Genomic DNA, 25855 nt, shown 5'->3' on the forward strand with positions numbered 1-25855 from the left:
AATTTATAACTTTTCCCGAATTAATAAGCTATCTATGAAAATAAATATAAAAATTAATTTATTTTCATTATTAATTATATTTAACTTTTAATGAATAGTTAAAGCTGAATATTAATATATTAAAAGTTGCTCAATTAAATTATATAATGTATAAGTTTAGTAAAAAGTTACTAGAATATAAAAGGTATATAAGTACTTTAGATATGAAAATGAATATTTTTTACATTAACTTATATATATATTGATTAACAAATGATAAAATATTTTATATAATTTAATTATAATAAATTATCAAAATAGGATATATTATAAATATAGTATTTTGAATTGAAGGAGGATTGTATATGAGTTTAGTTCCTATGGTAATTGAACAAACAAACAGAGGAGAAAGAAGTTACGATATATTCTCAAGACTTCTAAAAGATAGGATTATTATGCTGAATGGAGAGGTAAATGATGCTTCAGCTAGCTTAATTGTAGCCCAATTATTATTCCTTGAAAGTGAAGATCCTGATAAAGATATATATTTATACATAAATAGTCCAGGAGGATCAATTACATCCGGAATGGCTATATATGATACTATGCAGTATATAAAGTCTGATGTAGCAACTATATGTATTGGAATGGCAGCTTCAATGGGATCATTTCTTCTTTCATCAGGTGCAAAGGGTAAGAGATTTGCTCTACCTAACAGTGAAATAATGATTCATCAACCACTTGGTGGATTCCAAGGTCAAGCAACAGATATAGATATACATGCGAGAAGAATACTTAGGATTAAAGATGATCTAAATAGAATCCTAAGCGAGAATACAGGGAAACCATTAGAAAAGATTAAAGCTGATGTTGAAAGAGATTACTTTATGAGTGCTGATGAAGCAGCAGAATATGGATTAGTAGATAAAGTTATAAGAAAAAATGAAGAGGTGAAAAATAAAGAATAGTTTCTTTGTTTGACCTTAGTGAGGTGTAGTTAATGGCTAAATACGAAGATAAAAAGCAGTTAAGATGCTCCTTCTGTGGTAAGAATCAAGATCAGGTTAAAAGGCTGATTGCTGGACCAGGTGTATATATATGTGATGAATGTATCGAATTATGTTCTGAAATAATTGCAGATGAATTTGAGGAAAGCATCCAATTTGATTCAACTAGTTTACCAAAGCCAGTTGAAATAAAAGGCTATTTAGACCAATACGTTATTGGTCAAGAAGCTGCTAAAAAAGCACTATCAGTAGCAGTATATAACCATTACAAGAGGATAAATTCAAACGAAGCAGATGATGACATTGAATTGCAAAAAAGTAATATATTACTTTTAGGACCTACAGGATCAGGTAAAACATTGCTTGCTCAAACACTTGCAAAGTTTTTAAATGTTCCATTTGCTATAGCAGATGCAACTACATTAACTGAGGCAGGATATGTTGGAGAAGATGTAGAAAATATACTTTTAAAGCTTATTCAAAATGCTGATTATGATGTTGAAAGAGCCGAAAAAGGTATCATATACATCGATGAAGTTGATAAGATAGCAAGAAAGTCAGAGAATCCATCAATTACAAGAGATGTATCAGGTGAAGGTGTTCAACAGGCATTATTAAAGATACTTGAAGGGACAGTTGCTTCAGTTCCTCCACAAGGTGGAAGAAAACATCCTCATCAAGAATTCATTCAGATAAACACTAGTAATATTTTGTTTATTTGCGGTGGAGCATTTGATGGAATTGATAAGATTATAGAAAAAAGAACTAGCAAGAGTGCTATTGGATTTGGAGCTAATGTTCAATCTAAGGAACAAAAAGATATTGGTAAACTATTGAGAGATATAATGCCTGGAGATCTTTTGAAATTTGGTTTGATCCCAGAGTTTGTTGGTAGATTACCAATTGTGGTAACTTTAGAGTCATTGGATAGAAGTGCGTTAGTTAATATACTAACAACTCCAAAGAATGCGCTTGTAAAACAATATAAGAAGTTATTTGAACTTGATAACGTAGATTTAGAGTTCAATGATCAGGCCTTACAGGCAATAGCTGAAGAGGCTATAAAGAGAAATACAGGTGCTAGAGGACTTAGAGCTATAGTGGAAGAGATGATGACTAATATAATGTTTGATATCCCTTCACAAGATAATATAGTAAAGGTTACTGTAACAGAAGATTCTGTTAAAGATAAGAAGGAACCTCAGGTTACTCTTCTTGCAGAGGGAGAAACAAGACCTGTTTTAAAGACAAAAAAAGCTAAACCTAAAAAAGGTATAGAATCTGCATAAAAAGCTGACGACTTGTTCGTCAGCTTTTTTATCCTTAATGAATTTATATCTCAATCATATCTGTGGATAATTATGCGAACAGACTTAAGACATAGTATAAGTTAAAGAATAAAAAAAAGAATATGTCGCCTGCCAGAATTTCTTCACATACGTTCAGAAAAGGCAGATGCGTTAAAAAAGCTCGCTGAAGAAAATCGCTTCAACGAGCTTTTTTATATGATTATTCTATTTAAGTGCCAATGATAAAATAGCAAATATTAATAAATTATACACCTTATTACCATTATATGGGTTATATTCTATGTTTTATATGTACATAATACAAAAGAGAAAAAACTAGAAAGTATTAAGGTGGTGCATATAATGACAAATATACTTATTTTACTTCAAGTAGTGATGCTTGTGTTACTCTTCATATTTATGATAAACAATACTGGTAATCAAAGAAACAATAAAGTGGTCATAGATAAAGAAAATCATAAAGAATTAGATAAGTTAAATAAATTAAGAGAAATAAAACTTACTCAGCCATTAACAGAGAAGAGTAGACCGAAAAGTTTTGATGAGATAATAGGGCAGGAAAAGGGTATAAAAGCTTTAAAGGCAGCATTATGTGGTGCAAATCCACAGCACGTTATAATATATGGACCTCCTGGAGTTGGAAAGACAGCAGCGGCTAGATTGGTTTTAGAAGAAGCTAAGAAAAGTAAAAATTCACCTTTTAGAAATCTAGCTAAATTCGTAGAAATTGATGCAACTACTCTAAGATTTGATGAAAGAGGAATAGCTGATCCTTTAATTGGATCTGTTCATGATCCGATTTATCAAGGCGCTGGGACTTTAGGTATAGCAGGAATACCTCAACCCAAACCAGGTGCAGTTACAAAAGCACATGGAGGAGTTTTATTTATCGATGAAATTGGAGAGCTACATCCTATTCAATTAAATAAACTTTTAAAGGTGCTTGAGGATAGGAAAGTATTTTTAGATAGTGCTTACTATAGTTCAGAAGATCCTAATATGCCAACTTATATAAAGGAAGTTTTTGAAAAAGGTTTGCCAGCAGACTTTAGATTGATTGGGGCTACCACAAGAAATCCTGATGAGATAGTTCCAGCAATTAGATCAAGATGTGTTGAAATATTTTTTAGAGCTCTATTGCCCGATGAGATAAAACAAATAGCTGACAACGCTGTTAAAAAAGTAGGATTAAATATATGCGACAATGGGTTAGATATAGTTAGTAGGTATTGTTCTAATGGAAGAGAAGTGGTGAATTTAATTCAACTTTGCTCAGGGCTAGCCATTAATGATGGAAGAGAAGAAATTACTGAAGAGGATATAGAATGGGTAGTTGAGAATGGTCAGTACTCATTAAGGCCTGAGAAGATGATAGGGGCTAAGCCTAAGGTTGGGGTAGTTAACGGGTTGGCTGTTTATGGCGCAAATATGGGTACTATTATAGAAATAGAGGCAAGTGCTAAAAAAGTAATTGGAAGAAAAGGTTCCCTAAAAATTACTGGGATTATTGAAGAAGAAGAAATAACATCTTCTAATAGAAAAGTAAAAAGAAAAAGTACTGCATATTGTTCTGTTGAAAATGTTTTAACAGTTCTAAATAACAACTTTGATATAGAATGCGATAATTATGATATTCATATAAACTTCTTAGGTGGAGTACCAATTGACGGGCCATCAGCAGGTATAAGTATAGCAACAGCTGTATATAGTGCTATTAAAAATATTCCTGTAAATAATCATGTGGCTATGACAGGAGAGATTTCATTACAAGGCTTAGTAAAACCTATAGGTGGTGTCAATGCAAAGATTTCAGCAGCTCATAAGGCAGGGGCAAAGATAGCTGTTATACCAAGTGAAAATTATAGTCAGTCTTTTGATTCCCTGGAAGGAATAAAGGTAAAGCCTGTTGATAATATTGTGGAAGTAATAAACTTGGCATTGACTAATATATGTGATAAAATAAGTAATAATACCCCTACGGAGCAATCAGTAGAGGTCTTATCTGCAAGATCACTGAACAATTAATATAAGTGCTGCTGATATCAGCAGCACTTATTGTGTTAAAACTAATACTAATATTTATTGAAAAGTAACCATATTATGTGTATACTAAATAGGTCTAATTGATAAAATTAATTATGGAGGGGAGAAGCATGAATAGAGAAAAGAAAGTTCTTCCTTTAATTCCTCTTAGAGGAATAACCATTTTTCCGAATATGGTTATTCATTTTGATGTAGGTAGAGAGAAATCCATTGCTGCTTTAGAAGAAGCGATGTTAAATAATCAGCAAGTTTTCCTTGCGACTCAAAAGGATGCTAAGATTGAAGAACCAGTAAAAGAGGATATTTACGAAGTAGGAACACTTAGTACAATTAAACAACTTCTAAAATTACCAGGAGATACAATCAGGGTTTTAGTAGAAGGGACTAATAGAGGAAAGATACTTTCACTTACTAATGGTGAAGAGTTCTTTACTGTTGAAGCAGAAATATATATTGAAGACGAAGAACAAGAATTAAGCGAGAAAGTATCTTTAGAGCTTGAGGCTCTTACAAGATCGTTAAAAGATGATTTTTCTGATTACTTAAATTTATCTGGAAATACATCTGCAGATATAATACTTTCATTGGATGAAATTGAAAATTCATCAAGATTAGCTGACGTGGTTGCTTCATATTTATTATTGAAACAAGAAGTAAGACAAGAATTGCTAGAATCCTTTGATGTTAAAAAGAGATTAGAAAAGCTACTTGTAATAGTGAAAAATGAGATAGAAGTTTTGAAGATAGAAAAGAAAATTGGCTATAAAGTAAAGAAAAAGATGGATAAACTTCAAAAGGAATACTATCTTCGTGAGCAGATGAAGATTATACAAGAAGAGCTAGGGGAAGACGACGAAGATAGAAAAGAAATAGAGGCATATGAAAGCAAGATTAAAAAGCTGAAACTTCCTAAGGAAGCAAAGGAAAGAGCTCTTTATGAGTTGTCAAGATTAAAGTCTTCTGGTAGCTATTCATCTGAAGGAAATGTTATAAGAACTTATTTAGACTTGATACTAGAATTGCCTTGGAATAAGCAAACTAAAGATGCAGTTGATATAAAAAAAGCAAGAGAAATTCTACAGGAAGATCACTATGGGTTAGAAGATGTAAAAGAAAGAATAATAGAGTATCTTTCAGTTCGAAAGGTAAGTAATACATTAAAAGGACCTATAATTTGCTTAGTTGGACCTCCTGGAGTTGGTAAAACATCTATAGCAAGAAGTGTAGCAAGAGCACTTAACAGAAACTTTGTTAGAATGTCTTTAGGTGGAGTGAGAGATGAAGCTGAGATAAGAGGTCATAGAAGGACATATGTAGGAGCTATTCCTGGAAGAATAGTCAATGGCATGAAACAAGCTAAATCTATGAATCCGCTATTCTTGTTAGATGAAATTGATAAAATGGCAAATGATTATAAGGGTGATCCTGCAGATGCACTTTTAGAAGTTTTAGATGCTGAACAAAATTCTACATTCCGAGATAATTATTTAGAAATTGAGATGGATTTGTCAAATGTTATGTTTTTGACAACAGCCAACTCACTTGATACTATCCCTAGACCTCTACTTGATAGAATGGAAGTAATTGAAGTATCTGGTTATACTTATGAAGAAAAGTATCATATTGTAAAGAAATATTTGATACCTAAGCAATTAGAAGAGCATGGAATAAGGAATAATGAGATTAAAATATCAGATAACTCTATAAAGTGTATTATCGAAGGATATACAAGAGAATCTGGGGTTAGAAGTCTTGAGAGAAAAATAGGAAGTATTATAAGAAAAGCTATCAAAGAAATGATGGAGAAGGAAAAGGCTAGTGTTCTTGTTACTCCAGCAATAGTAGAAAAATACTTGGGACCAAAAGTATTCAACTATGACAAGGTTGATAAAGAAGATAAAGTTGGAGTTGTTACCGGAATGGCATGGACTGCATACGGTGGCGATACATTACCTGTAGAAGTTATGGTTATGGATGGCACTGGTAAATTAGAACTTACAGGACAGCTTGGAGATGTTATGAAGGAATCTGCAAGAGCTGGCTACACATATGTAAGGGCTAATGCTAAAAAGTTAAATATTAATGGAGATTTTTATAAATCTAAAGATATTCACATACACGTACCTGAAGGAGCAGTGCCTAAAGATGGTCCGTCTGCCGGTGTTACAATGATAACTGCTTTAGTTTCTGCACTTTCTGAAAAGAAGGTAAAGAGCAATGTTGCTATGACTGGTGAAATTACTCTTACAGGAAGAGTACTGCCTATTGGTGGGCTGAAAGAAAAGAGTTTAGCTGCATATAGAGCTGGTATAGATACGGTTATAGTACCTAAAGAAAATGAAAAAGACATTTCAAAGATACCTCAAAGTATAAAAGGAAAGTTAAATTTTATACTTGCGGAAAAAATTGATACAGTACTGGAAAATGCATTAGTTGGAGCTGATAATAATGAAGATTAAAACATCAGAATTTATTACGTCCGCAGTTAGAAGAGAACAATATCCTACAGATGAGAGAATAGAAGTTGCATTTGTTGGAAGATCTAACGTAGGTAAATCATCTATAATAAATTCAATTACAAACAGAAGAGGGCTAGCGAAAGTTAGTCAAACACCAGGAAAAACTAGATTAATAAATTTCTTTTTAATTAACAATGATTTTTATTTAGTAGACTTACCTGGTTATGGTTATGCAAAAGTATCAAAAAAGGAAAAAGCTTCTTGGGGTCAGATTATAGAAACTTACCTTAATTCAAGATTACAACTAAAGAGAGTGGTACTTTTAGTAGACTGTAGACATAAGCCTACTGGCGATGATATCATGATGTATGATTGGATTAAGCATTATGGTTATGATGTAGTAGTTATTGCTACAAAAAGTGATAAGTTATCTAATAATGATTTAAAGAAAAGTGAAAAAGTGATAAGAGACACTCTTAAATTGAAAGCTGATGAAAAGTTATACTACTTCTCATCACTAAATAAAAAAGGTAGAGATGAGCTTGTAGATTCAATTTTTGACGATATCGTACTAAGTGAAGTTAGTGAAGAAAAATAATTTAATATAATGTAAAAAACATCAAGTCTTACAGGACTTGGTGTTTTTTTATTCTACTTTATTTTAAGTTGCTATTCCATAGAAGATATAGGCATATTAAATAATTTAGATAATATATTCCTTTCCCCTTAATTTTATTCCACAAAGTAGTGTCAAATTCATCTTGAGAGAATAGTATATACTATAAACCAAATAAATCCATTTTAACAAAAAGGAGGAAGAGTTATGGAGTTGAATGAAATCCTAAATGGATTAACTGGCGGCAATGATTGTGATAATGATCGTGATGACTGCGGAATTGGAAACAGAGGTTTTGGAGGATCATGGATCTGGATAATATTCTTACTACTAATTTTCTGTGGCTGTGGTAATGGCTTCGGTGGATGTGGTGGAGGATATGGTGCTGGCGCTATAAACCCATGCTGCTGTGATGTAAAGAAGACTAAACATGGTTGCTGTAAGCAAACATGCTATTACCCACAATATAACCCATGTAACGTAGGTTACGGCGGTGGATATGGTGGATTCGGCGGTGGCGGATGTGGCTTTGGTGGCTACGGAAGCAACTGGCTATGGTTTATATTAATAATTCTATTCTTCGTATGCGGAGGATTTGGAAGAAGAAATAACTGCAGATGTAATGACAACAATGTATGTGTAAATGAATAAAAACTCAAGAAACAAAAGTATAAAAAAAGTATGATAGGAGGATTTAATTATGTCAAAGAGAAAAGAATGCTGCTGCAACGGAATGATGAACCCTTATGGCGGATATGGACCTGGAATGGGTGGATATGGTTCACAAGGAATAGGTGGATGTAGCCCATGTACAATAGCTATATTGCTTCTAATATTCCAATTTTCTGGACTATTATGCAGTAATAAAGGATTTTTATTAATACTATTGTTCTTATTGTGTGGATGCGGCGGTTTTGCTGGTAATAGAGGCGGAGCTGGATTCTTCCAACCAAGATGCTGCTAGAATTTTAAAGTAAATTTACAATGCTAGGGAAAGGAGAATTAAGATATGTGCAATAGTTGTTGCAACTATGGATATCCTATGATAAGTCCCCAGTATGGTTATTATCCTTATGGAAGAAGTGGAAGTTATGATAGATGTGGTTGGCTAATAGCTTTCATTATCTTATGGATTTCCGGAGTATTATGTAATAAAAATGGGTTTATACTATTCTTATTATTCTGGCTATGCAGCGGATTTGGTAAAGGCTGCAATACACCATACGGTGGCTATGGATATGGCTATCGCTAGAATATAGATTGGAGGGCTACATGCCCTCCAAAAAAATATATAAAACTTTTAATACATACCAGTAATTAAATGGAGGGAGTATAATGCCAAAGCATAGACATAGAGGCAGAAATGATGGTCCTGGCGGCATGAATAATATGGGGCCAATGGGTAATATGGGATCTATGGATAATATGGGGCCGATGGGCGCTATGGGCAATATGGGCAATATGGGACCATTAGGAAACATGGGACCTTTGGGAAGTATATTAGGTAGTATGATGGGTGGAAATATGGGTCAAATGGGTGGAAATATGAATCCATTAAGTTTTTTAACTGGTGGAGGATTACCATTTCCGTTCAATATGAATTCTCAGTCTTCTGATATGTTTAATAATTTTGATATTAATTCAATATCTTCACTATTTTCATCTATGGCTCCAGAGGGAGGATTTGATTTAAATAATCTTGGTGCTATGTTTAATTCTTTTACTGGAGCTAATAATAGTAATAATAATTCCAATAGCAATAATAATAGTGGTAATGATAGAAGGTCAGGAAAACATCATAATCACGGAGGAAATTATTCTGGAGGAGAAGATGGTAACATATCAATGTTGATGGCTATAAGGAGTTTTGTTGATCCAACTAGAGCAAGATTTATAGATAGAGTCATTGAAATGTATCAAGCAGGTGAAATAGATTATTAATATAATTATATATGTATAAAAATGTATAATGCGGTTAATAATAATAATGTAGTTAGGAGAAATCTCCTATAGCTAAATGAAGTTAGACTTCATTAAAGCTAAAACCCCCCATCCCCCTTTTGGGTCGCGAAAGCGACCCTTTTAATTTTTCTGTACTTTTATAGAATTTATGTTGAACTTAGGTCCTTCCTTCATTAAGTTTATTTTTATCTTTATTTGAGATGGATCTCCTATACCTTGTGCAATAACTTTTTTAAAATTTAAAGTCCACTGTAATTCAGTTGGTAAGCCTTGCTCGTCCCACTTTGAATCAGTAAAAAAAGCATCTTGAAATTCATATATATAGTTTTTCTTATCAAGCTTCCAAATTAGAGACATACTATCTTTATCAATGTCTGCAGTAAAAATATCGTAAGTGCTATCAAGTTCGCCAGAACTTTCTATGGTATCAATAAATAGCAATACATTTTGAAGACCTGGTATGTTTAAAGTTTCTGAACTTACTTTCTTAAAGGTATCTCTTATTAGAATATATTGAGATACGTTCATATCCTGACTTTTTAAATTCATTGAAATCAGTTTTGGAGTTTTATTATTTTTGGAGTCTAAAATTCCAAGCACATTGTTTGATCCAAAATAAACGTCTTTATATTCTCCGTTAACATATGAAAAAACATGTTGTATAGGCACTTTATCTTGAGAAGATTGCACTAAAATTTCAGGGATTTTATCTCTTGATAAATCTACAAGAGCAATATTCATAGGCCAAAAACTTGAGTACATTCCAACCGTACCAATCTTTTTATCAGGGTCTAAGAAAAGAGTCTTTCCAGATGAATGAACTTCTATATAGTATTTATTGTTTTTGGTAGATATATATAAAATATCATCTTTGCCATCACCATTTAAATCTTTCTTTATAGCTTTTTCGTTTGATACTAATGAATTAGTGGCGACAGCTTGTTCACTAATATCCTTCTTATTCTGACTTCTTAGCATATAAAATATTGAAATAAGTAGACCTATTAAAGTAATTAATAAGCATGAAACTAAACAATAATAAAATTTTTTGTTTATACGTGGTATTTTAGCATTCATTTTTATCACCTCGTTAAAATTATATGAAAGAATCATAGAATAAATTAATTTACACAAAATAATATTAAGTTATTTTAGGAGGTGTATTATGAAAAAAACAAAAAATCTAGTTTTTATAGTATTGTTAATCATACTAAATTGTAATTTGGTGTTTGGATGCTCAAAAGGAAAAGAGGAGCCAAAAGGAAAGTTAAGTATACTAATACAAAACAATGCTTCTCAAGATGTAGATGTGATAAATACTCTAATAGCCAATTATAAAAAGGCTCACTCTCAGATAGAAATAAAAATTGAAAATATGACAGAAAATGAGAAAATAGAGAAGGTGACAGTGGATAAACCTGATTATGATGTTTTAATATGTGAAAGAAATATGATGATTAGTATGGCGCGACAAGGATATTTATCTGATATATCAAGCAATGTAAGTAATAATAAGATGATTGATAAGTTTTATAGTATTGTATCCACATATGGAAGAATTGATGATAAATACTATGGAATTGGAGTAATGCCATAGTATTTGAACTTTATATATAACAGGCAACAGGCTGCCGGATATATTAAAAATTTAGATGAAATAGATTTGATATCTTTACTTAGGATGTCAAAGGAGAAGAATGTTAAAATTCCAATAGCATTACCTAAAGAGATGGATATATCACTAGCTGTTGCTTCAATAATTGCTGATAACATGATTAATGAAGCTGATTTAGAAAAAAACTTTGATATAGGTCAGGAGAAGTACAAAAAACTTAGCCAAATGCAAGAAGTATTTAAATTCATGAATACTTTGAATAGAGATTATGGTGTGAATGCTGATAAATTTTTATTAAGTGATAGCAGTATAGTTAAAAAGGTAGAGAGTGGAGAAGTTCCATTTGCACTAGTTACAACACTAAGTTCAAAGGAAATAGATGAAAGCAAAAACATTGCTATAGTTAATAATAATATAATTGATAATTCAAAAGTTAATCCACCAGTGATAATAGATCACTTAGTTTGTCAGTTACAGAATGCGAAAAATAAAGATGAAGTTGTTAGGTTTTTAGATTATTTATCAGATGATGAATCTTATAAAGCTTTAGGAAAAGAAGGTATTATTACAGGTAATAGAAGTGCTAATTCTGAGCTAAAAGGACTTCAATCCCAAATGATATGGCCTATATCGGTAGCTAATGAAAATAATATTGTATTTTATCATAATCTACCTTATAAAATGAAACCTCATATAGTAGAACAAACTAAGAATCTAATAAATGGAGCTTATAGTGGAAGCGAATGGCAAACCATAGTTGATAAGACTTATACAGAAAAAAAATAAAGCTACATACGTAGCTTTATTTTTCTTGACATTCCTGACAAATACCATAGAAATAAACTTTATTAGAAAGAACCTTGTATTTACTATGATTTTCAGCTTCCTTATTAAGGCCACCTAAATCTAATTGATCTAAATCATCAACCCTACCGCAATTTACACATTGGATATGTGGATGAGGGCTTGAAAAGGCATCGTATCTAAAGTTTCCTTCACCTACGTTAATTTCTTGAACCAATCCAACTTCAACTAGAGTCTTTAATGCCTTATATACTGTAGCTAAACTCATAGTAGGATAGTCCTCTTGTAAAGCCTTGTAAATAACTTCTGCAGAAGGATGTTCCTTAGTTCCTTTTAAATATTTATAGACAGCAATTCTCTGTGGTGTTAACTTTAATTTTTTTTCTCTGAAGATACTTGTTATATTATCCATCTTCACCATCCTCATAATTGTGATATTTATATTATATAATAATTATTATTACTCGTCAAATAATACTATATAATAAGCGCCTAAATACCAAAAAAAATTTTTGAAAAAGCTATTGTAATAATAAATAGTATCTGTTAAAATATAAACGAAGTTGTTAATTAATTAACAAATTTCAAAGTCCATGTTCATTTTCTATTTATCCTTAAGAACAGTTTTGCTGTTCTTTTATTTTTTGAAAAATTATAAGGTTTATATAAAAAATTCACTAAAGCAATCTCCTTTAGTGAATTTTTTGCGCATTGATATATTTAAAGTTTTTTATTAAACCTTCTAATGTAATAGGAAATTCCTACGGTTAAAGCATAGTCATATACTATAAATACAGCTTCAGATCCTAATATAAGTTGCCAAAGTGGAAACTTATTACTAATGTTAGTTAGTAATAAAACATTATAAAACGTATATATTACAAAGAAACATAAACTAAAGAATAAGATTTTTAGAATATACTCTACAACAATAATATTGATTCGTTCTACGAAGTATTTAATAAATCCGTAAGAACCAAAAAATATTATGTATGCAAATGCAATTGCTTTATTTACTAATAATAATGCTAAAATAGAAGATGCAATATACACAAGCACTGAGGAAGATATGGAAGTTGCCGTAATAGATATTGGAATTATTATTGAAGCTAGGGTAATAAAAGCTAATTTATTTGTAGGTAAAATTCCGGACAAATATAGAAAAATTATCGATAGGGCTACAAATAACCCTCCCTTTGCAATATGGCTTGCTTTCATATAAACTCCTTTTTATTAGCAGCAACCAATAAGGTCTCCGCCAAAACATTCACAAATTGAATCTAAGCACCATAACTGCAAGCAGCAATCAAGGGTATCTGTGTTTCTGGTTGTTCTATAGTAAGATTGTCTATAGGCGCTATTTCTTGACGATATTCTATTTAATGTATCTCTATATTCACCATTAGTAGGATCGAGGTTACAAGCTTGTTGAAGATAATTATAAGCTGAATCCATATGGCCTTTTTGAAGCATAACTATGCCGTAGAGATAATTCCATTCCGCATCACGCATTCTAATGTTATTTAGCTTATACTCTGCATCAGATATTCTTCCGGAAGCCAAGTCTCTGCGTATTTCAGCATAGTTGGTAGAACCACTATAAGAATTGTTGCTTCCAGAATAGCTGTTATTGTTATAGTTAGTATTTTTAGCATTCTTAATAAGATAATCATAAGCTTCATTTAATTCTCTCATTTTATCTTCTGCTAAATCTCTTAATGGATTATTTCCGTATTGATCTGGATGATATTTTTTAGCGAGCTCCCTATAGGCTTTTTTTATCTCGTCCTCTGAAGCCCCCTCTTTTATACCAAGTATTTCATAAGGATTATTCATAAAGTGTCCTCCTGCCAGTAGTATTATTAATTTCATACTTTTTAATTACTGAGTCATATTTTTCCATTAAACCTAATCCAAGAATGTTATCCAAGATTTCTTTATTCTTGGTTAAATCTAACTCCATAAGTGAATTATAGCATCGTGATGCATAGCTTAAAAGAGAAAACTCTGCTCTAGGCAATATACTTTCATAAAATTCATGAAAATTTAAGTTTTCATCATTAAGACAGCTGTTGAATACATTAAATTTTTTCTTTTTCATATCATCTTCAAGATCATCTAAAGCATCTATTAAATAAATCCATTTTCCAAGATTATAGCCTAATTCATATAAGGTATCTCTTAAATATGTAGAATCATTAATAAATCTTGAAGGAAATTTACGCATTAGTTCTCCAGTGAGATTGCCGAATGGATGAGCAATTTCATCCAATGTATACTTTGAGTAATTCTTTTCTTTTTCTGCTAAATTATTTAATTCTGAATTTATCAATTCATTGATAACCGAGTATTTTTTTGAAAATAGATTTTTACTGTTAACAAAGATTAGTGACATAATTTTAGCTTTTGTACTTTTATCATCATTAATATCATCTACTAATTTATAATAGAATAAAGCTACATTTATATGCGCAGCATAATCTAAGGCTGAAGTATTCTTTGCAATTATTTTTTTCTGGGTAGGATGAAGAGCACAGGTTATTCTCTTATAGTCAATTTCTTCTTCGATTAAAGAATTAAGTAATATAGAAAGAAAGGTCATGTCGTAATTAAGTGATAATCTAGGTATGTTGCCATAAATAGATTTTATAGAATGACATAAACCACAATAGTAGGATTTGAATCTTTCATAATCTTTTACCTTAAGCTCCAGCCTACATGGCACTACATATCCAAACAAATAAATACACTCCTTAGTTTTGAAATCAATATAGATAATTATAACAAAAAATAGTTAAGTTAATAGCTTTTTAAGGTAAATTTTATATAGATAAGGTAATTGTTATGTTTTTTTATTCTTTAGGAATTCATATCACAATCATATCTGTGGATAATTATGCGAACAGACTTAAGACACAATATAAGTTGAAGAATAAAAAATAAAACTTATTCGCCTGCCAGATTTTCCTCATATACATTCGGAAAGGCAGATGCGTTAAAAAGCTCACTGAAGAAGGTCGCTTCAGCGACTTTTTTGTTTGATAAATATTAAACAATTTACAGCATATTTGCCATAAAAATAAAAGCTCTAGGAAAACATCGGAAACTGTTATTGTAATTGATTTGTGGTAAATATATCAGGTTGTATAGAAGAATAAAAAGTAGAGCAAAATTATTCTTAGAAATTAATTATATATTAATAATAACTAAAATAACGAAGTTTTGGTAATATATTTAATTTATACTTGGTACAAAGTATAATTGTTTTTGATAAGTTACTTTTAACATATAATTAAATAAAGAATATCGTCAATTTCCTTTACTACAGTATATGAAAGTGGTAAACTTAACCTTAGTAGCGGAAGTCATATATTTTATTTTAAGGAGGTACTAAAATATGGCAAAGTATAAAATCGGTGATGAGTTACTTATCATTAATGATCCAAACGAAGAAAAAGATAAGCTTAAAGAACTAACTAAATTAAGTATAGATGGTGACTATGCTCAAATTTCTTGGGGATTAAGGGTTGTTAAGGTGGAATACGAAAAACCTTATACTACATTAACATATAGAAATGCAAATGGCGAATTAAACAAAGTATTTGCTGAGTGTCGTGATGTTGAAAACTTCGATCAAGAAAAAGTACTTGAAAAAGCATTACTTAAAGCATTCCAAAACGAAATCATAAACATAAGTGTTTCTAAAAATACTGTGCATCCAGAGTGCAGATATAATAGATAATATTCGCCTAAACAATAAACAGCGTAATTAATATAAATAAAGGGAAGATGTTATATTACATCTTCCCTTTATGATATTAATTATTCTAAAGAATTTGCAAATTAATGCGAAATAAGTAATAATTGTATATAGATAGCCAGTAAGTATGCTTTTTTAACTGGATATGAATAAGACAATTGTGTGGATATATAAAAGGGTAAAGGATATAACACCTTTACCTCGTAATTTTTAGTATATTTAATATAGAAGTATTCTTTAACAGTCCTTTGAAAATTATGTATCCTGCAATAGAAACTACTACAAACTCTCCAATTGCTACTGAACCGGAAGTAAGTATAAGTGGGTGAATCCATAACTTTGTTTCAGGAATAAATCCTAAATAAAATAGCTCTCCACCTACTAAAAGTCCATTTATAATTGTAGGCCATAAAGTGGCAACAAATAAGTTTTTTGTTCTGCTGATACAAAATACAGATAAAAATGTAGCGGTAGTTCCTATTATCCAGTCAATTGGGCCTAAGGGACTGGAGATGTTAGCTAAAAAGCATCCTAAAACTAAACCGGGTATGTATTTTTTGTCTATAAATGCCAGAAGAACCAAAACTTCTGAAAATCTAAATTGGAAAGGTCCATAACTTATATATGAAAGAGTAACTGTCATTACCACGTATATAGCAGTAATTACAGCGGTATAAGTTAAAAATTTAATATTGGATTTTGTACTCATTGAAATTCCTCCTTTTTTTTAGTGGGTACAAGGATAAAACACTAAAATCTAATGTATTATATCATAAATTTACAGTGAATAAAATAAATTTTCAAATTGACATAATTTTAACTACATAGAGAAATTAGAGGAGATTATATGGAAATATTTATAGCTAGACAACCGATATTTACTAGAAGCAAAAAAGTTTTTGGGTATGAACTACTCTATAGAAATAGTTACACTAATAAGTTTGAAAATATAGACGGTGATTTGGCGACTAGAGAACTTTTATCGAATACAGCTATAATCGAATTGAGTAGACTTACTGAAGGAAAAAAAGCTTTTATAAACTTTACTAAGAATACTTTACTTGATGAACTACCAAAACTTCTTCCAAAAGAAATAGTTATTGTAGAAATACTTGAGGATGTAGAATTCACAGAAGAAGTTATTAATGCATGTAAGAATTTGAAAGCTAAGGGGTATAAGATTGCAATAGATGATTTTAGCAATGAACAAGATATAAGTTCTTTAGTTGAAATTATAGATATTGTGAAAGTGGATTTTTTATTAACTACAGAAGAAGAACAAAGAGAAATATGTAAAAACTTAAAGAGATTAAATATTAAAGCATTGGCTGAAAAAGTGGAAACAATAGAGGATTTTGAGAAAGCTTTAAAGGTAGGATATGAACTTTTTCAAGGATATTTTTTTAGTAGACCAAAGATAATTACAGGTAAGCACAGTCCAATAGCTAAATCTAGTTTTATAGTGTTTATTAAAGAACTGAAAGAGAGTAATTCGGATTTTGAGAGTTTAGAAAGATTTATTAGAAGAGATCCCTCATTATGCTATAAATTAATCAAATATATTAATTCAGCACATTTCGGTATGCCTAACAAGATTAATTCTGTTAAACAAGCAATTACGTTACTCGGACCAAGAGAATTAGAAAAATGGGCTATACTAGTAAGTTTCAATATATTTACTAACCAAGATTATGAGGAATTATCTAAAAATGCAATGGTGAGAGCTCATTTTTGTGAAACTTTATGTAATGAAATTAATAGTAAAATGGGAGCATCAGCCTTTCTGGTAGGACTTTTCTCTTACTTAGATGTTATTTTTTCAACCGACATGAAAAATTTGATGGAAGAATTGCCTGTAGAAGAAGAAATAAAAAGAGCTCTTATAAAAAAAGATAATTTTCTTTATGAAATACTTAATGTGTGAATTAACTACGAAGCAATGAACGCAGATGAAATTATTAATTTTAATAAAAAACATAACATTGGGATTGAAACTTTGTCTAATATATATTTAGAATGCTTAGAATGGTTAAACATAATTACATAAAAAAGTTAACTAAGTGAAATTGTTAACAAATTGTTTCTTTATTTTTTTCTCAAATTAAAATATAATTACTCTATAGAAAAATGGCAAAGATTATCTTAAATGTTAAAGGGGGGATAATTATGGGTCAATGTCCTTTTTGGTCAAATTATAACCATTCAGTAGAGTGTGATCAAGAATGTCCTATGAAGAGTTCATCACAGGATAAAGATGAATGTGTTTTTAATACACATTTAACAGGAGCTTCGCTAAAAGAAGTGACGAGGATTACAGACTTTACAGAAGAAATTGAAGAGGATTACTTCATTAAAAAATTCAAAGCTTCTTCAAGCTACTAATACTTTTAAATATCAATTAAGGTTGAACATATTCAATTACACGATATATAATTGAAATTTAATTAAAGATGTGACCGTTTAACCAGTAAGTTATACTAAAAAACTTATTTATTGAAATGATTTTTTTAAAATTTAAGCTTTATAGTTAAGAGGAACATCTACACATGTTTAACATATATAAAAGGGCATTACTTAAGCTGGTGATAATTCTAAAAGTCTTCATAAGTTTTGGGGAAAGATTTGAGGAATTTAAAATTCAGTATGAAGTAATGCGTTTTTAATGTAAAGGAAGTAAAGAGTTTTAGGAAATTATAATAAAGTGAAATTTGGTAGTAACTAAATTTTTGTAGAAACAAAAAACAGTCTAGATTGAGTTAGACTGTTTTTTGGGGTAAGGTATTATTTATATTGATCAGTATATTTATGTAATAAGCTTTGTTTCAAGCTCCATAAATTACTTGATAAATCTACATAATAGGTATGTGGATTTTCAAATCTTAAAACCTCAGGCCAAAGTTTTTCTGTTTCTTCACTTGCAAAATCTTTTATTTCTAGAACAGAAGGGCTTTCATAAACTTGCTTTCCTTTGTCAAATACTTGAACCATCAAATCTTTAACATAGAAATTTGTAAGCTTCTTTCTCTTCCAGGTGTACACAGGATCAAATATTTCTAAACTACTGTCAGTATTTATTACTTCATTATTTAAAGCAATTAAGTCTGCAATGGCCATATCATTATCTTTATCAAAGATTCTATATATCTTTTTAAAACCAGGATTAGTTATCTTTTCTTCATTTTCACTTATCTTAATTTTTGGAATTATTTCATTATCATCTTCAATAGCTACAAGTTTATATACGCCACCGAAAACAGGTTCTGATTTAGCTGTTATAAGTCTCTCACCAACGCCAAAAGAATCTACTTTTGCTCCTTGTGAAATTACATCATTTATTATGTGCTCATCAAGTGAGTTGGATATTACAATCTTACAATCACTATAGCCAGCATTATCAAGCATTTTTCTACATTTTTTAGTAAGATAAGTTATATCTCCACTATCAATTCTTATTCCCTTAGGTCTAAGACCTTTTGGTTTTAGAACTTCATCAAAAACCTTAATAGCGTTAGGGATACCTGACTTTAATACATTGTAGGTATCTACTAAGAAAGTACAATTTTCTGGATAAACTTCTGCCCAAGCTTTAAAAGCTTCATATTCACTTGGATAAAGTTGAACCCAAGAATGTGCCATAGTTCCTGATGCTGGTATATCAAACATTTCCTCAGCTATAGTACAAGCGGTTGAAGCACAGCCTCCTATTACAGCTGCTCTTGCACCATAAATTGCACCATCATATCCTTGTGCTCTTCTAGATCCAAATTCCATAACTGTTCTACCTTGAGCAGCTCTACAAATTCTGTTTGCTTTTGTAGCAATTAGAGTCTGATGATTTATAGTAAGAAGTATCATAGTTTCAATAAACTGAGCTTGGATAACTGGACCACGTACAGTTACAAGAGGCTCATTAGGAAATACAGGGTTACCTTCTGGAACAGCCCATACATCACAACAAAACTCGAAGTTTTCAAGATAATCCAAAAACTCTTCTGCAAATATTTGTTTGCTTCTTAAGTAATCGATATCTTCCTTTGTGAATTTTAAATTGCTAAGATACTCTATAAGCTGTTCTACTCCAGCCATTATACAGTAGCCACCACCGTCCGGTACTCTTCTGAAAAACATATCGAAATAAGCGATTTTATCTTTTAATCCATCTCTTAGATATCCATTTCCCATAGTAAGTTCATAAAAATCTACAAGCATTGTTAAGTTTCTAGAACTTCTTACATCGAAGTTAATTTCTTTTGTCATAGCAAATCTCCTTTACATGAAATACCATAAGGATATTGTAACCTTATAAATAAATTATTACAATATACTTAGTAATTTTTAGACTTCATATGGGGAAATAGCCTAAGTTTTAATTAATATTGTCAATAATATAGATAAAAGAACCGAAACTTGTATAAGAAATTTTTAGCTACGGTAAGATTTTCAAAAGAATAAAGTGTTTCAATAATGGAAAACATATGTCGGTTTATCAAATTTAAAATAAATGTTATACTTTACTTATTTATGTGGATGAACCACTTCATAAATTAAGTTTATATTTTCAAATTCTGCTCTCAAAACCCAGAGGAGTTTTGAAAATAGATTTTGGATTGAAGTGTTTCATCTTGATATAGTTCTAGAAAGTAGGAAATAAGTTGGCTAATTTAGATGAATTTCAAGAGAAAGCAGTAAGATGTAATAGTAGAAATACCTTAGTTATTGCAGCGCCTGGCAGTGGCAAAACTATGGTTATAATAAATAGAATTAAGTACTTAATAGAAGAAAAAAAGGTAGATCCTAATAACATAGTAGTAATAACCTTTACTAGAGCTGCTGCTCTTAATATGAAAGAAAGATTCATGAAGCTATGTAATTTAAGGAATTATCCTTTCTTTGGTACCTTTCATGGATTATTCTATAAAATACTAAAAAGACATGAAAAAAATGTGGATCTAATCAATCCAGGTGATGGATATAGACTTATAAATAAAGTCTTGCTTGGTAAGCTTGATGAAGTTGGAGAAGAAAAAGTTAAAGAGGTACTAAATAATATATCAATTTTTAAAACCTCTAACACTTCGATGATGGAATTTGAGTCTTCCATAAGTAAGGATGTATTTATTGAATGTTATGAAGCATATGAAGAGTATAAAAAGCAGAGGAATCTTATGGATTTCGATGATCTGCAGCTAAGATGTATAGGGCTTTTTATGAGAGAGCCAAGGATCTTAAATGGATATAGAAATCTATTTAAATACATTTTGGTTGATGAATTTCAAGATTGTGATGAACTTCAGATAAGTCTTCTTAAACTTCTTAATGGACAAAATTCAGTGTTTGCGGTTGGAGATGAAGATCAATGCATTTATACGTTCAGAGGCTCTAGACCAGAATATATGGTGGAGTTTGATAAAAACTTTGAACAAGGTGAGAAATTTTACTTGAATTATAACTATAGAAGTACTAGCAATATTGTTGACTTATCTAAGAGTATTATAGCAAACAACAAAAATAGAAATAATAAAAAGATTCAATACTTTAGGAAAGAAAGCGGAAGACTTGAGGTTGTTATCCCATTTAATGAAAGTGAGCAAATAGAAGATATAATAAGCAAAGTAGAAGCTTCTAAGAATAAAGGGGATAGGTATAAGGATAATGCTGTTCTCTATAGAACTAATATGGAATCAAGAAGCATAATAGATGGATTAATAAGGCATAAGATTCCTTTTAAGCTTCTTGATAAAGAATATAACTTTTTCCACCACTTTATTTGTAAGGATATTTTGGCATATTTAAAGTTATCAATTGATCCTTGGGATATGGAAAGCTTCACAAGAGTGATAAATAAACCTTTTAGATATATATCTAAAGGAAGCTTGGAAAAGGTGAGTAGGTCTATAGTTAAGGAAAGTAATTTTAAAAAACTAATGGAACTGGAAGATATACATCCCTTCCAATTAAAGAAGTTGGACGAACTTCAAAGAGATATATCTAATCTAAATAAAATGACCTTAAGCAGTGCTATAGATTTTATATTATTTGAATTAGAATACTATAGTCATCTTAGAGAGTATAGTGATAAATTTAAGCAAAGTATAAGTGAGTTAGATGAAATAGTAGAGGAATTCAAAGAAATAAGCAGAGAATTTAAATCTATAATAACTCTCTTAGCGCATGTAGAGACTGTAGAAGAAAATATTAAAAATAGTATAAGAAAAAGTGAAGAGGATGCTGTAATACTAAGTACTATCCACGGCGTAAAAGGTATGGAGTTTAAAAACGTATATGTTATAGACGTTAATGAAGAAATAATTCCCCATAAGAACGCAGAAGAGGACGGCGAAGAGGAAAGAAGACTATTCTATGTAGGAGTTACAAGAGCTAAAGATAACCTATTTATTTACTCTCCAAAGATGCTAAGAGGAAAGTTCAAAGGTAGATCAAGATTCTTAGAGGAGATAGCTATTGATAAATATATTGTGAGAGAAGATTATGGATTTAAACCTGGAGATAGAGTGTTCCATAAGAGCTTTGGAAGTGGTACGGTTAAAGGAACTACCGAAGACAACATCGAGATTACCTTTGATGATGGAATGGTAAGAGGGTTCTCTATAAAGATATTGGTGGAAAATATGCTTATAAGTAAGATTGATAAGCAGTAAGTAATAAAATAATGCAAAATTTTATTGTATTTTGAAAGGTACTTCTAAAGAGAGGTGCCTTTTAACTTTTTTATGATGTGTTTGAGAACATTATTAAAATTAAGTGATTATTTAGGCGAACTTTTATTTCTTTAAAATCGTATACAATATTAGTAAATCTATACATAATCACTAGATTTATAACTTAAATAAATCAAATTTTTGAGGTGATTTTATTGAGTAAGAAGCAAATAGTTATTGTAAGTCTATTTACATTTTTAATTACATATCTTGCCTTATACCTTCAGTGGGCAGAATTTTACAAAGGCTATAGCTATGGTGGCTTCAATCTTTTTATTTCAATAATATTTTTAGTAGCGTGGTTACTGTTTAGTTTCTACTTTGGAAAAAGTAGACTAAAGAAATATATAAAATTTATAGTAGTATATTGGGGGATAAATATAGTTTCTGCCATAGCTATTTGGGCTTTTTATAATAATCAATTAATTCAGTCAGTGTTATTTCCTTTCTATATATGGTATGGAGGTCCACTATATGGACTTAGATACATTTTTCTTGCATCAGTTAGATTAAGTATAGATATACCTATTTTAATGGTGATAACATCGCCGTTAGGTTTATTATCATGTTTTACGGGGTATTGGTATGGTAATAAGAAAGCTAAGCTGAAAGAACATAAATCTCTTTAGTAATACTATACAATCAATGTTATCGCCGAATTTAGAGTAACTAAAGCACTTTTTACTATATATTTTTAATATGTATAGCTTTAAAAACTTAAGTCAGAATTAGATAATTTAAATTTGAGGGGAGAGATGTCTGTGAGGAAGGTAATAATTCCCGTAAGTATATTTGCAGTTGCAGTGCTCTTACTGATAGGTTTTACAGAAAAGCCTATATCAAACAATTCAGCTGATAAAGGTTCAATTGAAAAAAATACAATAGTAGAACTTAAGGCTGAAAGCTGCAAGGAATTTATTGAATACTTAAATAAAGCCGGGATTAAGATCAAAGCTATAACAAAAAGTAGCAGTATGCTTTTAAAGGGTGAAGAGACAGCAATAAATATTAATGGTGAATTTATTAATGTATATGAGTATAAAAATAGTGATCAGATGGCAGCGGATATAAAGACAATAAGAAGTGATGGGGCTATTGTAGGAAGTGCATTTGTTGATTGGGTGTCTATCCCTCATATCTATAAGAATGGAAACATAATTGTGATTTATGTAGGAGAGAATAAAGAAATTAAGGATACGATACAAAAATCAGTAGGAAATCAATTCGCTGGAGGATAGAATATAGCGCTAATCTATTTTCTATAAAATGTATGTGCTTATGAGTATTGTTGAAATTTGGTGGTTATGTAGACGGTGTTATAAAAATCATATTAATTTTTTGTGAAGGCTCATTAAAGCATGGGGTGACTATCCACTTAATTTAAACACGGTGCTTTAATAGAGTCCATAAAATAAATAATTAGTAAAATATACTTTAAAAATGCCACTTTCAACAAACTTTGCTATAAGTAAGCAAAAGTAAGCGTTGTTCACTTGACAAATTTATAATATAATTTTAATTAAGTATAGGCTCATGTTCAGTAGAATATGAGCCTTTAGATTTTAACGTAAGAGGGGTCAATATGATTATAGATAATATTGTTGAGCAGGATGTCATATTTTCTTTAGATATTGGGACAAGAACTATTAAAGCAACTGTGGGAATAGTTAAAGATAAAAAGTTTCATGTTGTATGTGAAAGATTTTTAGAACATGATGAAAGAGCCATGATAGATGGACAGATTCACGATATAAATTTAGTAGCAGCAGGGGTTAGTCAAGTAAAAAGAGAGCTAGAAGAAGAGCTAGGTTTTAAACTAAAAGAAGTTGCTATTGCTGCTGCTGGTAGATTCCTCAGAACTGTAGAGAGCAAAGGGGAAATGGACTTAAATGATGAAGAGATAACAAAAGACACCTTAAGAAGTCTTGAGATGACGGCAGTATTAAAGGCTGAAGAAGAAATAAATAAGACGACAGATGGTAAGTTATACTGCGTTGGATATAGCGTGAAAAATTATTATTTAAATGGCTATGTTATTTCGAATCTTTTAGGCCATAAGGGAGAGAATGTAGCTGTAGAGGTAATTTCAACTTTCTTACCTAGATCTGTAGTGGACAGTCTTTATTCTGTTATGAATAAGGTAAACTTAAATGTTGTAAATCTAACACTAGAGCCTATTGCAGCCATGGAAGCGGTAGTTCCTAAAAACTTAAGACTTCTAAACATAGCACTAGTGGATGTAGGAGCTGGGACATCAGATATAGCTATCTGTAATAAAGAAAGTGTAACTGCTTATGGCATGGTTCCTCAAGCAGGAGACGAAGTTACTGAAGCTATTGCCCAAGCATATCTTGTGGATTTTAATACAGCAGAAAGAATGAAGAAAGAATCTACAGAAAAAGAACAAGTAGCTTATACAGATATCATTGGCTTTGAAAATACTGTAAGTAGTGAAGAAATTTATAAATTAGCTGAGCCTATTGTTCAAAAAATAGCAGAAGAAGTTTCAAGAAAAATAATTGATTTAAATGGATCTAAGGCACCGAGTGCTGTATTTTTAGTTGGTGGTGGGGCTCATACTCCATATTTAAAGGAATTAATTAGTGAAAAGTTAAATATACCTATACAAAGGATTGGTATAAAGGGACGGGATGCTGTAACTGATTGTGTTTGTACCGATTTAACGCCAGGAAGTTCTGGAGTCACAGTACTTGGTATAGCGTTATTATCAATTAAAAGTCTAGGTCATAATTTCATTGATGTTACTTTAAATGACACGTTGATAAGTTTGTTTAACTCCCATAAGCATAACGTAATGGATGTTTTACTTCATGCTGATATAAATCCTAAGATTTTGATGGGGAAAAACGGGAAAAATATTAGGTTCACAATCAATGGGTCTAAAAGAATGGCCTTTGGACAGCTGGGAACTAATGCAAAGATAAGGTTAAATGGCGAAGATGCAACCTTAGAAGATTTAGTTATAGATGGAGATAAGATAACAATTGAGTATGCACAAGAAGGCAAGGACGCAGTACCTAAAGTTATAGATTATTTAACTGATTTGGAAGATATAACATGTTATTTTAATGATAAGCTTGTTACTGTAGAGCCTGTGATAGAAATAAATGGAGAGAAGGCAAGTATTGATGCTATCATAAAGAATAATGATGAAGTGAAGATTACATATCCAAGAACTTTAAAAGGAATTAAAAAATACATATTAAGCTTAGATGATGAAATAAATTTAAATGTAAACGGTGAATTGCAAAACGAGGCATATGAAATAAAAAATGGTGACAGAATATGTATAGTAGAAGAAAAAACTAATACTAATTCTGCTACTGAACAGTATAATAAACCAAAGGATTTAGGAATAACCATTAAGGTATTTGCAAATGGTGAATCTAAGGAACTTAAAGGCAAGAAAGAATATGTTTTTGTAGATATATTCAATTATATTGAGTTTGATTTGACAGCTGTAAAAGGCAGGCTTAATCTTCTATTAAATGGAGAAAGTGCAGCTTATACTGATAAGTTAAACGAAGGTGATAAAATAGAAGTATTTTGGGACTAAGGGG

Annotated in this window: 25 protein-coding genes; 19 read left to right on the top strand and 6 right to left on the bottom strand. The window is 30.7% G+C overall.

The genetic code is table 11. The features are described 5' to 3' along the window. The first annotated feature begins 344 nt into the window (after positions 1-344). From clpP to bsdtw1_RS05050, 9 genes are all read left to right on the top strand, one after another. Positions 345-947 carry an ATP-dependent Clp endopeptidase proteolytic subunit ClpP gene (gene clpP / locus bsdtw1_RS05010; RefSeq protein WP_183276509.1) on the top strand — a complete coding sequence of 201 codons (603 nt, stop codon included), beginning with the start codon at positions 345-347 and terminating at the stop codon, positions 945-947. Positions 948-979: 32 nt separating this feature from the next. Beyond that, on the top strand, positions 980-2275 hold the full coding sequence (gene clpX, locus bsdtw1_RS05015) for an ATP-dependent Clp protease ATP-binding subunit ClpX (RefSeq protein WP_183276510.1): 1296 nt from the start codon (positions 980-982) through the stop codon (positions 2273-2275). A gap of 363 nt (positions 2276-2638) precedes the next feature. After that, positions 2639-4321 carry an ATP-dependent protease LonB gene (lonB, locus tag bsdtw1_RS05020; RefSeq protein WP_183276511.1) on the top strand — a complete coding sequence of 561 codons (1683 nt, stop codon included), beginning with the start codon at positions 2639-2641 and terminating at the stop codon, positions 4319-4321. Between the two features lie 128 nt (positions 4322-4449). Continuing rightward, positions 4450-6798 carry an endopeptidase La gene (gene lon / locus bsdtw1_RS05025; RefSeq protein WP_183276512.1) on the top strand — a complete coding sequence of 783 codons (2349 nt, stop codon included), beginning with the start codon at positions 4450-4452 and terminating at the stop codon, positions 6796-6798. Next, on the top strand, positions 6788-7396 hold the full coding sequence (gene yihA, locus bsdtw1_RS05030; protein ID WP_183276513.1) for a ribosome biogenesis GTP-binding protein YihA/YsxC: 609 nt from the start codon (positions 6788-6790) through the stop codon (positions 7394-7396). The genes lon and yihA overlap by 11 nt, the downstream gene beginning before the upstream one ends. Before the next feature lie 225 nt (positions 7397-7621). Next, positions 7622-8065: a hypothetical protein gene (locus tag bsdtw1_RS05035; RefSeq protein WP_183276514.1), complete on the top strand. Its 444-nt coding sequence runs from the start codon at positions 7622-7624 to the stop codon at positions 8063-8065. A 49-nt stretch (positions 8066-8114) separates the two neighbouring features. Then, a complete protein-coding gene (locus tag bsdtw1_RS05040; RefSeq protein ID WP_183276515.1) occupies positions 8115-8378 on the top strand; it encodes a hypothetical protein in 264 nt (87 codons plus the stop codon). Positions 8379-8423: 45 nt separating this feature from the next. Further along, the gene (locus bsdtw1_RS05045; protein WP_183276516.1) at positions 8424-8666 is read left to right on the top strand and encodes a hypothetical protein; all 243 of its coding nucleotides are present in this window, start codon (positions 8424-8426) and stop codon (positions 8664-8666) included. Between the two features lie 83 nt (positions 8667-8749). Further along, a complete protein-coding gene (locus bsdtw1_RS05050) occupies positions 8750-9355 on the top strand; it encodes a hypothetical protein (RefSeq protein ID WP_183276517.1) in 606 nt (201 codons plus the stop codon). 141 nt (positions 9356-9496) lie between these two features. Here bsdtw1_RS05050 and bsdtw1_RS05055 read toward each other — a convergent pair whose 3' ends face one another. Next, complete coding sequence (locus tag bsdtw1_RS05055; protein ID WP_183276518.1) at positions 9497-10453, bottom strand: FG-GAP repeat domain-containing protein; 957 nt, start codon at positions 10451-10453, stop codon at positions 9497-9499. Between the two features lie 88 nt (positions 10454-10541). Between bsdtw1_RS05055 and bsdtw1_RS05060 the strand changes: the two genes are divergently transcribed. Both bsdtw1_RS05060 and bsdtw1_RS05065 read left to right on the top strand, forming a co-directional pair. Beyond that, positions 10542-10973: an extracellular solute-binding protein gene (locus tag bsdtw1_RS05060; protein WP_183276519.1), complete on the top strand. Its 432-nt coding sequence runs from the start codon at positions 10542-10544 to the stop codon at positions 10971-10973. 3 nt (positions 10974-10976) lie between these two features. Then, positions 10977-11777, top strand: coding sequence for a hypothetical protein (locus bsdtw1_RS05065; RefSeq protein ID WP_183276520.1), 801 nt, complete (start codon positions 10977-10979; stop codon positions 11775-11777). A 16-nt stretch (positions 11778-11793) separates the two neighbouring features. On the opposite strand, the gene perR is transcribed toward bsdtw1_RS05065, so the two are convergent. Continuing rightward, on the bottom strand, positions 11794-12207 hold the full coding sequence (gene perR / locus bsdtw1_RS05070) for a transcriptional regulator PerR (protein WP_183276521.1): 414 nt from the start codon (positions 12205-12207) through the stop codon (positions 11794-11796). Positions 12208-12783: 576 nt separating this feature from the next. On the opposite strand from perR, the gene bsdtw1_RS05075 reads away from it, so the two are divergent. After that, the gene (locus tag bsdtw1_RS05075; protein WP_183276522.1) at positions 12784-13017 is read left to right on the top strand and encodes a hypothetical protein; all 234 of its coding nucleotides are present in this window, start codon (positions 12784-12786) and stop codon (positions 13015-13017) included. 11 nt (positions 13018-13028) lie between these two features. On the opposite strand, the gene bsdtw1_RS05080 is transcribed toward bsdtw1_RS05075, so the two are convergent. Both bsdtw1_RS05080 and bsdtw1_RS05085 read right to left on the bottom strand, forming a co-directional pair. Then, positions 13029-13631 (bottom strand): J domain-containing protein, encoded by a 603-nt coding sequence (locus bsdtw1_RS05080; protein WP_183276523.1) that lies wholly within the window; start codon positions 13629-13631, stop codon positions 13029-13031. Continuing rightward, on the bottom strand, positions 13624-14535 hold the full coding sequence (locus bsdtw1_RS05085) for a DUF5685 family protein (RefSeq protein WP_183276524.1): 912 nt from the start codon (positions 14533-14535) through the stop codon (positions 13624-13626). Before bsdtw1_RS05085 ends, bsdtw1_RS05080 begins: the two co-directional genes overlap by 8 nt. Positions 14536-15192: 657 nt before the next feature. On the opposite strand from bsdtw1_RS05085, the gene bsdtw1_RS05090 reads away from it, so the two are divergent. After that, positions 15193-15537 (top strand): hypothetical protein, encoded by a 345-nt coding sequence (locus tag bsdtw1_RS05090; RefSeq protein WP_183276525.1) that lies wholly within the window; start codon positions 15193-15195, stop codon positions 15535-15537. A 214-nt stretch (positions 15538-15751) separates the two neighbouring features. On the opposite strand, the gene bsdtw1_RS05095 is transcribed toward bsdtw1_RS05090, so the two are convergent. After that, positions 15752-16264: a QueT transporter family protein gene (locus bsdtw1_RS05095; protein ID WP_183276526.1), complete on the bottom strand. Its 513-nt coding sequence runs from the start codon at positions 16262-16264 to the stop codon at positions 15752-15754. Between the two features lie 138 nt (positions 16265-16402). On the opposite strand from bsdtw1_RS05095, the gene bsdtw1_RS05100 reads away from it, so the two are divergent. Together bsdtw1_RS05100 and bsdtw1_RS05105 are read left to right on the top strand one after the other, a co-directional pair. Beyond that, positions 16403-17479 (top strand): EAL and HDOD domain-containing protein, encoded by a 1077-nt coding sequence (locus bsdtw1_RS05100; protein ID WP_183276527.1) that lies wholly within the window; start codon positions 16403-16405, stop codon positions 17477-17479. Between the two features lie 242 nt (positions 17480-17721). Continuing rightward, positions 17722-17937, top strand: a complete 216-nt coding sequence (locus tag bsdtw1_RS05105; RefSeq protein WP_183276528.1) for a hypothetical protein — start codon at positions 17722-17724, stop codon at positions 17935-17937. Positions 17938-18336: 399 nt separating this feature from the next. Here bsdtw1_RS05105 and bsdtw1_RS05110 read toward each other — a convergent pair whose 3' ends face one another. Further along, the gene (locus tag bsdtw1_RS05110) at positions 18337-19812 is read right to left on the bottom strand and encodes a nicotinate phosphoribosyltransferase (RefSeq protein ID WP_183276529.1); all 1476 of its coding nucleotides are present in this window, start codon (positions 19810-19812) and stop codon (positions 18337-18339) included. A 395-nt stretch (positions 19813-20207) separates the two neighbouring features. Here bsdtw1_RS05110 and bsdtw1_RS05115 point away from each other — a divergent pair, with 395 nt between their 5' ends. The 4 genes from bsdtw1_RS05115 (at position 20208) to bsdtw1_RS05130 (ending at position 25851) form a co-directional block, all read left to right on the top strand. Beyond that, on the top strand, positions 20208-22214 hold the full coding sequence (locus tag bsdtw1_RS05115; protein ID WP_183276530.1) for an ATP-dependent helicase: 2007 nt from the start codon (positions 20208-20210) through the stop codon (positions 22212-22214). A gap of 215 nt (positions 22215-22429) precedes the next feature. Next, positions 22430-22903 carry a hypothetical protein gene (locus bsdtw1_RS05120; RefSeq protein WP_183276531.1) on the top strand — a complete coding sequence of 158 codons (474 nt, stop codon included), beginning with the start codon at positions 22430-22432 and terminating at the stop codon, positions 22901-22903. A 132-nt stretch (positions 22904-23035) separates the two neighbouring features. Beyond that, entirely contained in the window at positions 23036-23512 is a 477-nt protein-coding gene (locus tag bsdtw1_RS05125) for a hypothetical protein (protein ID WP_183276532.1), read from the top strand. A gap of 344 nt (positions 23513-23856) precedes the next feature. Next, positions 23857-25851 (top strand): cell division protein FtsA, encoded by a 1995-nt coding sequence (locus bsdtw1_RS05130; protein WP_183276533.1) that lies wholly within the window; start codon positions 23857-23859, stop codon positions 25849-25851. The last annotated feature ends 4 nt before the right edge of the window (positions 25852-25855 follow it).

Source organism: Clostridium fungisolvens (assembly GCF_014193895.1).
Taxonomy (GTDB): Bacteria; Bacillota; Clostridia; order Clostridiales; family Clostridiaceae; genus Clostridium_AR; species Clostridium_AR fungisolvens.

What these genes read in the sequence shown, in the direction of transcription:
- clpP (WP_183276509.1), top strand. Translation starts at nt 345, where the DNA reads ATGAGTTTAGTTCCTATGGTAATTGAACAAACAAACAGAGGAGAAAGA.
- clpX (WP_183276510.1), top strand. Translation starts at nt 980, where the DNA reads ATGGCTAAATACGAAGATAAAAAGCAGTTAAGATGCTCCTTCTGTGGT.
- lonB (WP_183276511.1), top strand. Translation starts at nt 2,639, where the DNA reads ATGACAAATATACTTATTTTACTTCAAGTAGTGATGCTTGTGTTACTC.
- lon (WP_183276512.1), top strand. Translation starts at nt 4,450, where the DNA reads ATGAATAGAGAAAAGAAAGTTCTTCCTTTAATTCCTCTTAGAGGAATA.
- yihA (WP_183276513.1), top strand. Translation starts at nt 6,788, where the DNA reads ATGAAGATTAAAACATCAGAATTTATTACGTCCGCAGTTAGAAGAGAA.
- bsdtw1_RS05035 (WP_183276514.1), top strand. Translation starts at nt 7,622, where the DNA reads ATGGAGTTGAATGAAATCCTAAATGGATTAACTGGCGGCAATGATTGT.
- bsdtw1_RS05040 (WP_183276515.1), top strand. Translation starts at nt 8,115, where the DNA reads ATGTCAAAGAGAAAAGAATGCTGCTGCAACGGAATGATGAACCCTTAT.
- bsdtw1_RS05045 (WP_183276516.1), top strand. Translation starts at nt 8,424, where the DNA reads ATGTGCAATAGTTGTTGCAACTATGGATATCCTATGATAAGTCCCCAG.
- bsdtw1_RS05050 (WP_183276517.1), top strand. Translation starts at nt 8,750, where the DNA reads ATGCCAAAGCATAGACATAGAGGCAGAAATGATGGTCCTGGCGGCATG.
- bsdtw1_RS05055 (WP_183276518.1), bottom strand. Translation starts at nt 10,453, where the DNA reads ATGAATGCTAAAATACCACGTATAAACAAAAAATTTTATTATTGTTTA.
- bsdtw1_RS05060 (WP_183276519.1), top strand. Translation starts at nt 10,542, where the DNA reads ATGAAAAAAACAAAAAATCTAGTTTTTATAGTATTGTTAATCATACTA.
- perR (WP_183276521.1), bottom strand. Translation starts at nt 12,207, where the DNA reads ATGGATAATATAACAAGTATCTTCAGAGAAAAAAAATTAAAGTTAACA.
- bsdtw1_RS05075 (WP_183276522.1), top strand. Translation starts at nt 12,784, where the DNA reads ATGTATGCAAATGCAATTGCTTTATTTACTAATAATAATGCTAAAATA.
- bsdtw1_RS05080 (WP_183276523.1), bottom strand. Translation starts at nt 13,631, where the DNA reads ATGAATAATCCTTATGAAATACTTGGTATAAAAGAGGGGGCTTCAGAG.
- bsdtw1_RS05090 (WP_183276525.1), top strand. Translation starts at nt 15,193, where the DNA reads ATGGCAAAGTATAAAATCGGTGATGAGTTACTTATCATTAATGATCCA.
- bsdtw1_RS05095 (WP_183276526.1), bottom strand. Translation starts at nt 16,264, where the DNA reads ATGAGTACAAAATCCAATATTAAATTTTTAACTTATACCGCTGTAATT.
- bsdtw1_RS05100 (WP_183276527.1), top strand. Translation starts at nt 16,403, where the DNA reads ATGGAAATATTTATAGCTAGACAACCGATATTTACTAGAAGCAAAAAA.
- bsdtw1_RS05105 (WP_183276528.1), top strand. Translation starts at nt 17,722, where the DNA reads ATGGGTCAATGTCCTTTTTGGTCAAATTATAACCATTCAGTAGAGTGT.
- bsdtw1_RS05110 (WP_183276529.1), bottom strand. Translation starts at nt 19,812, where the DNA reads ATGACAAAAGAAATTAACTTCGATGTAAGAAGTTCTAGAAACTTAACA.
- bsdtw1_RS05130 (WP_183276533.1), top strand. Translation starts at nt 23,857, where the DNA reads ATGATTATAGATAATATTGTTGAGCAGGATGTCATATTTTCTTTAGAT.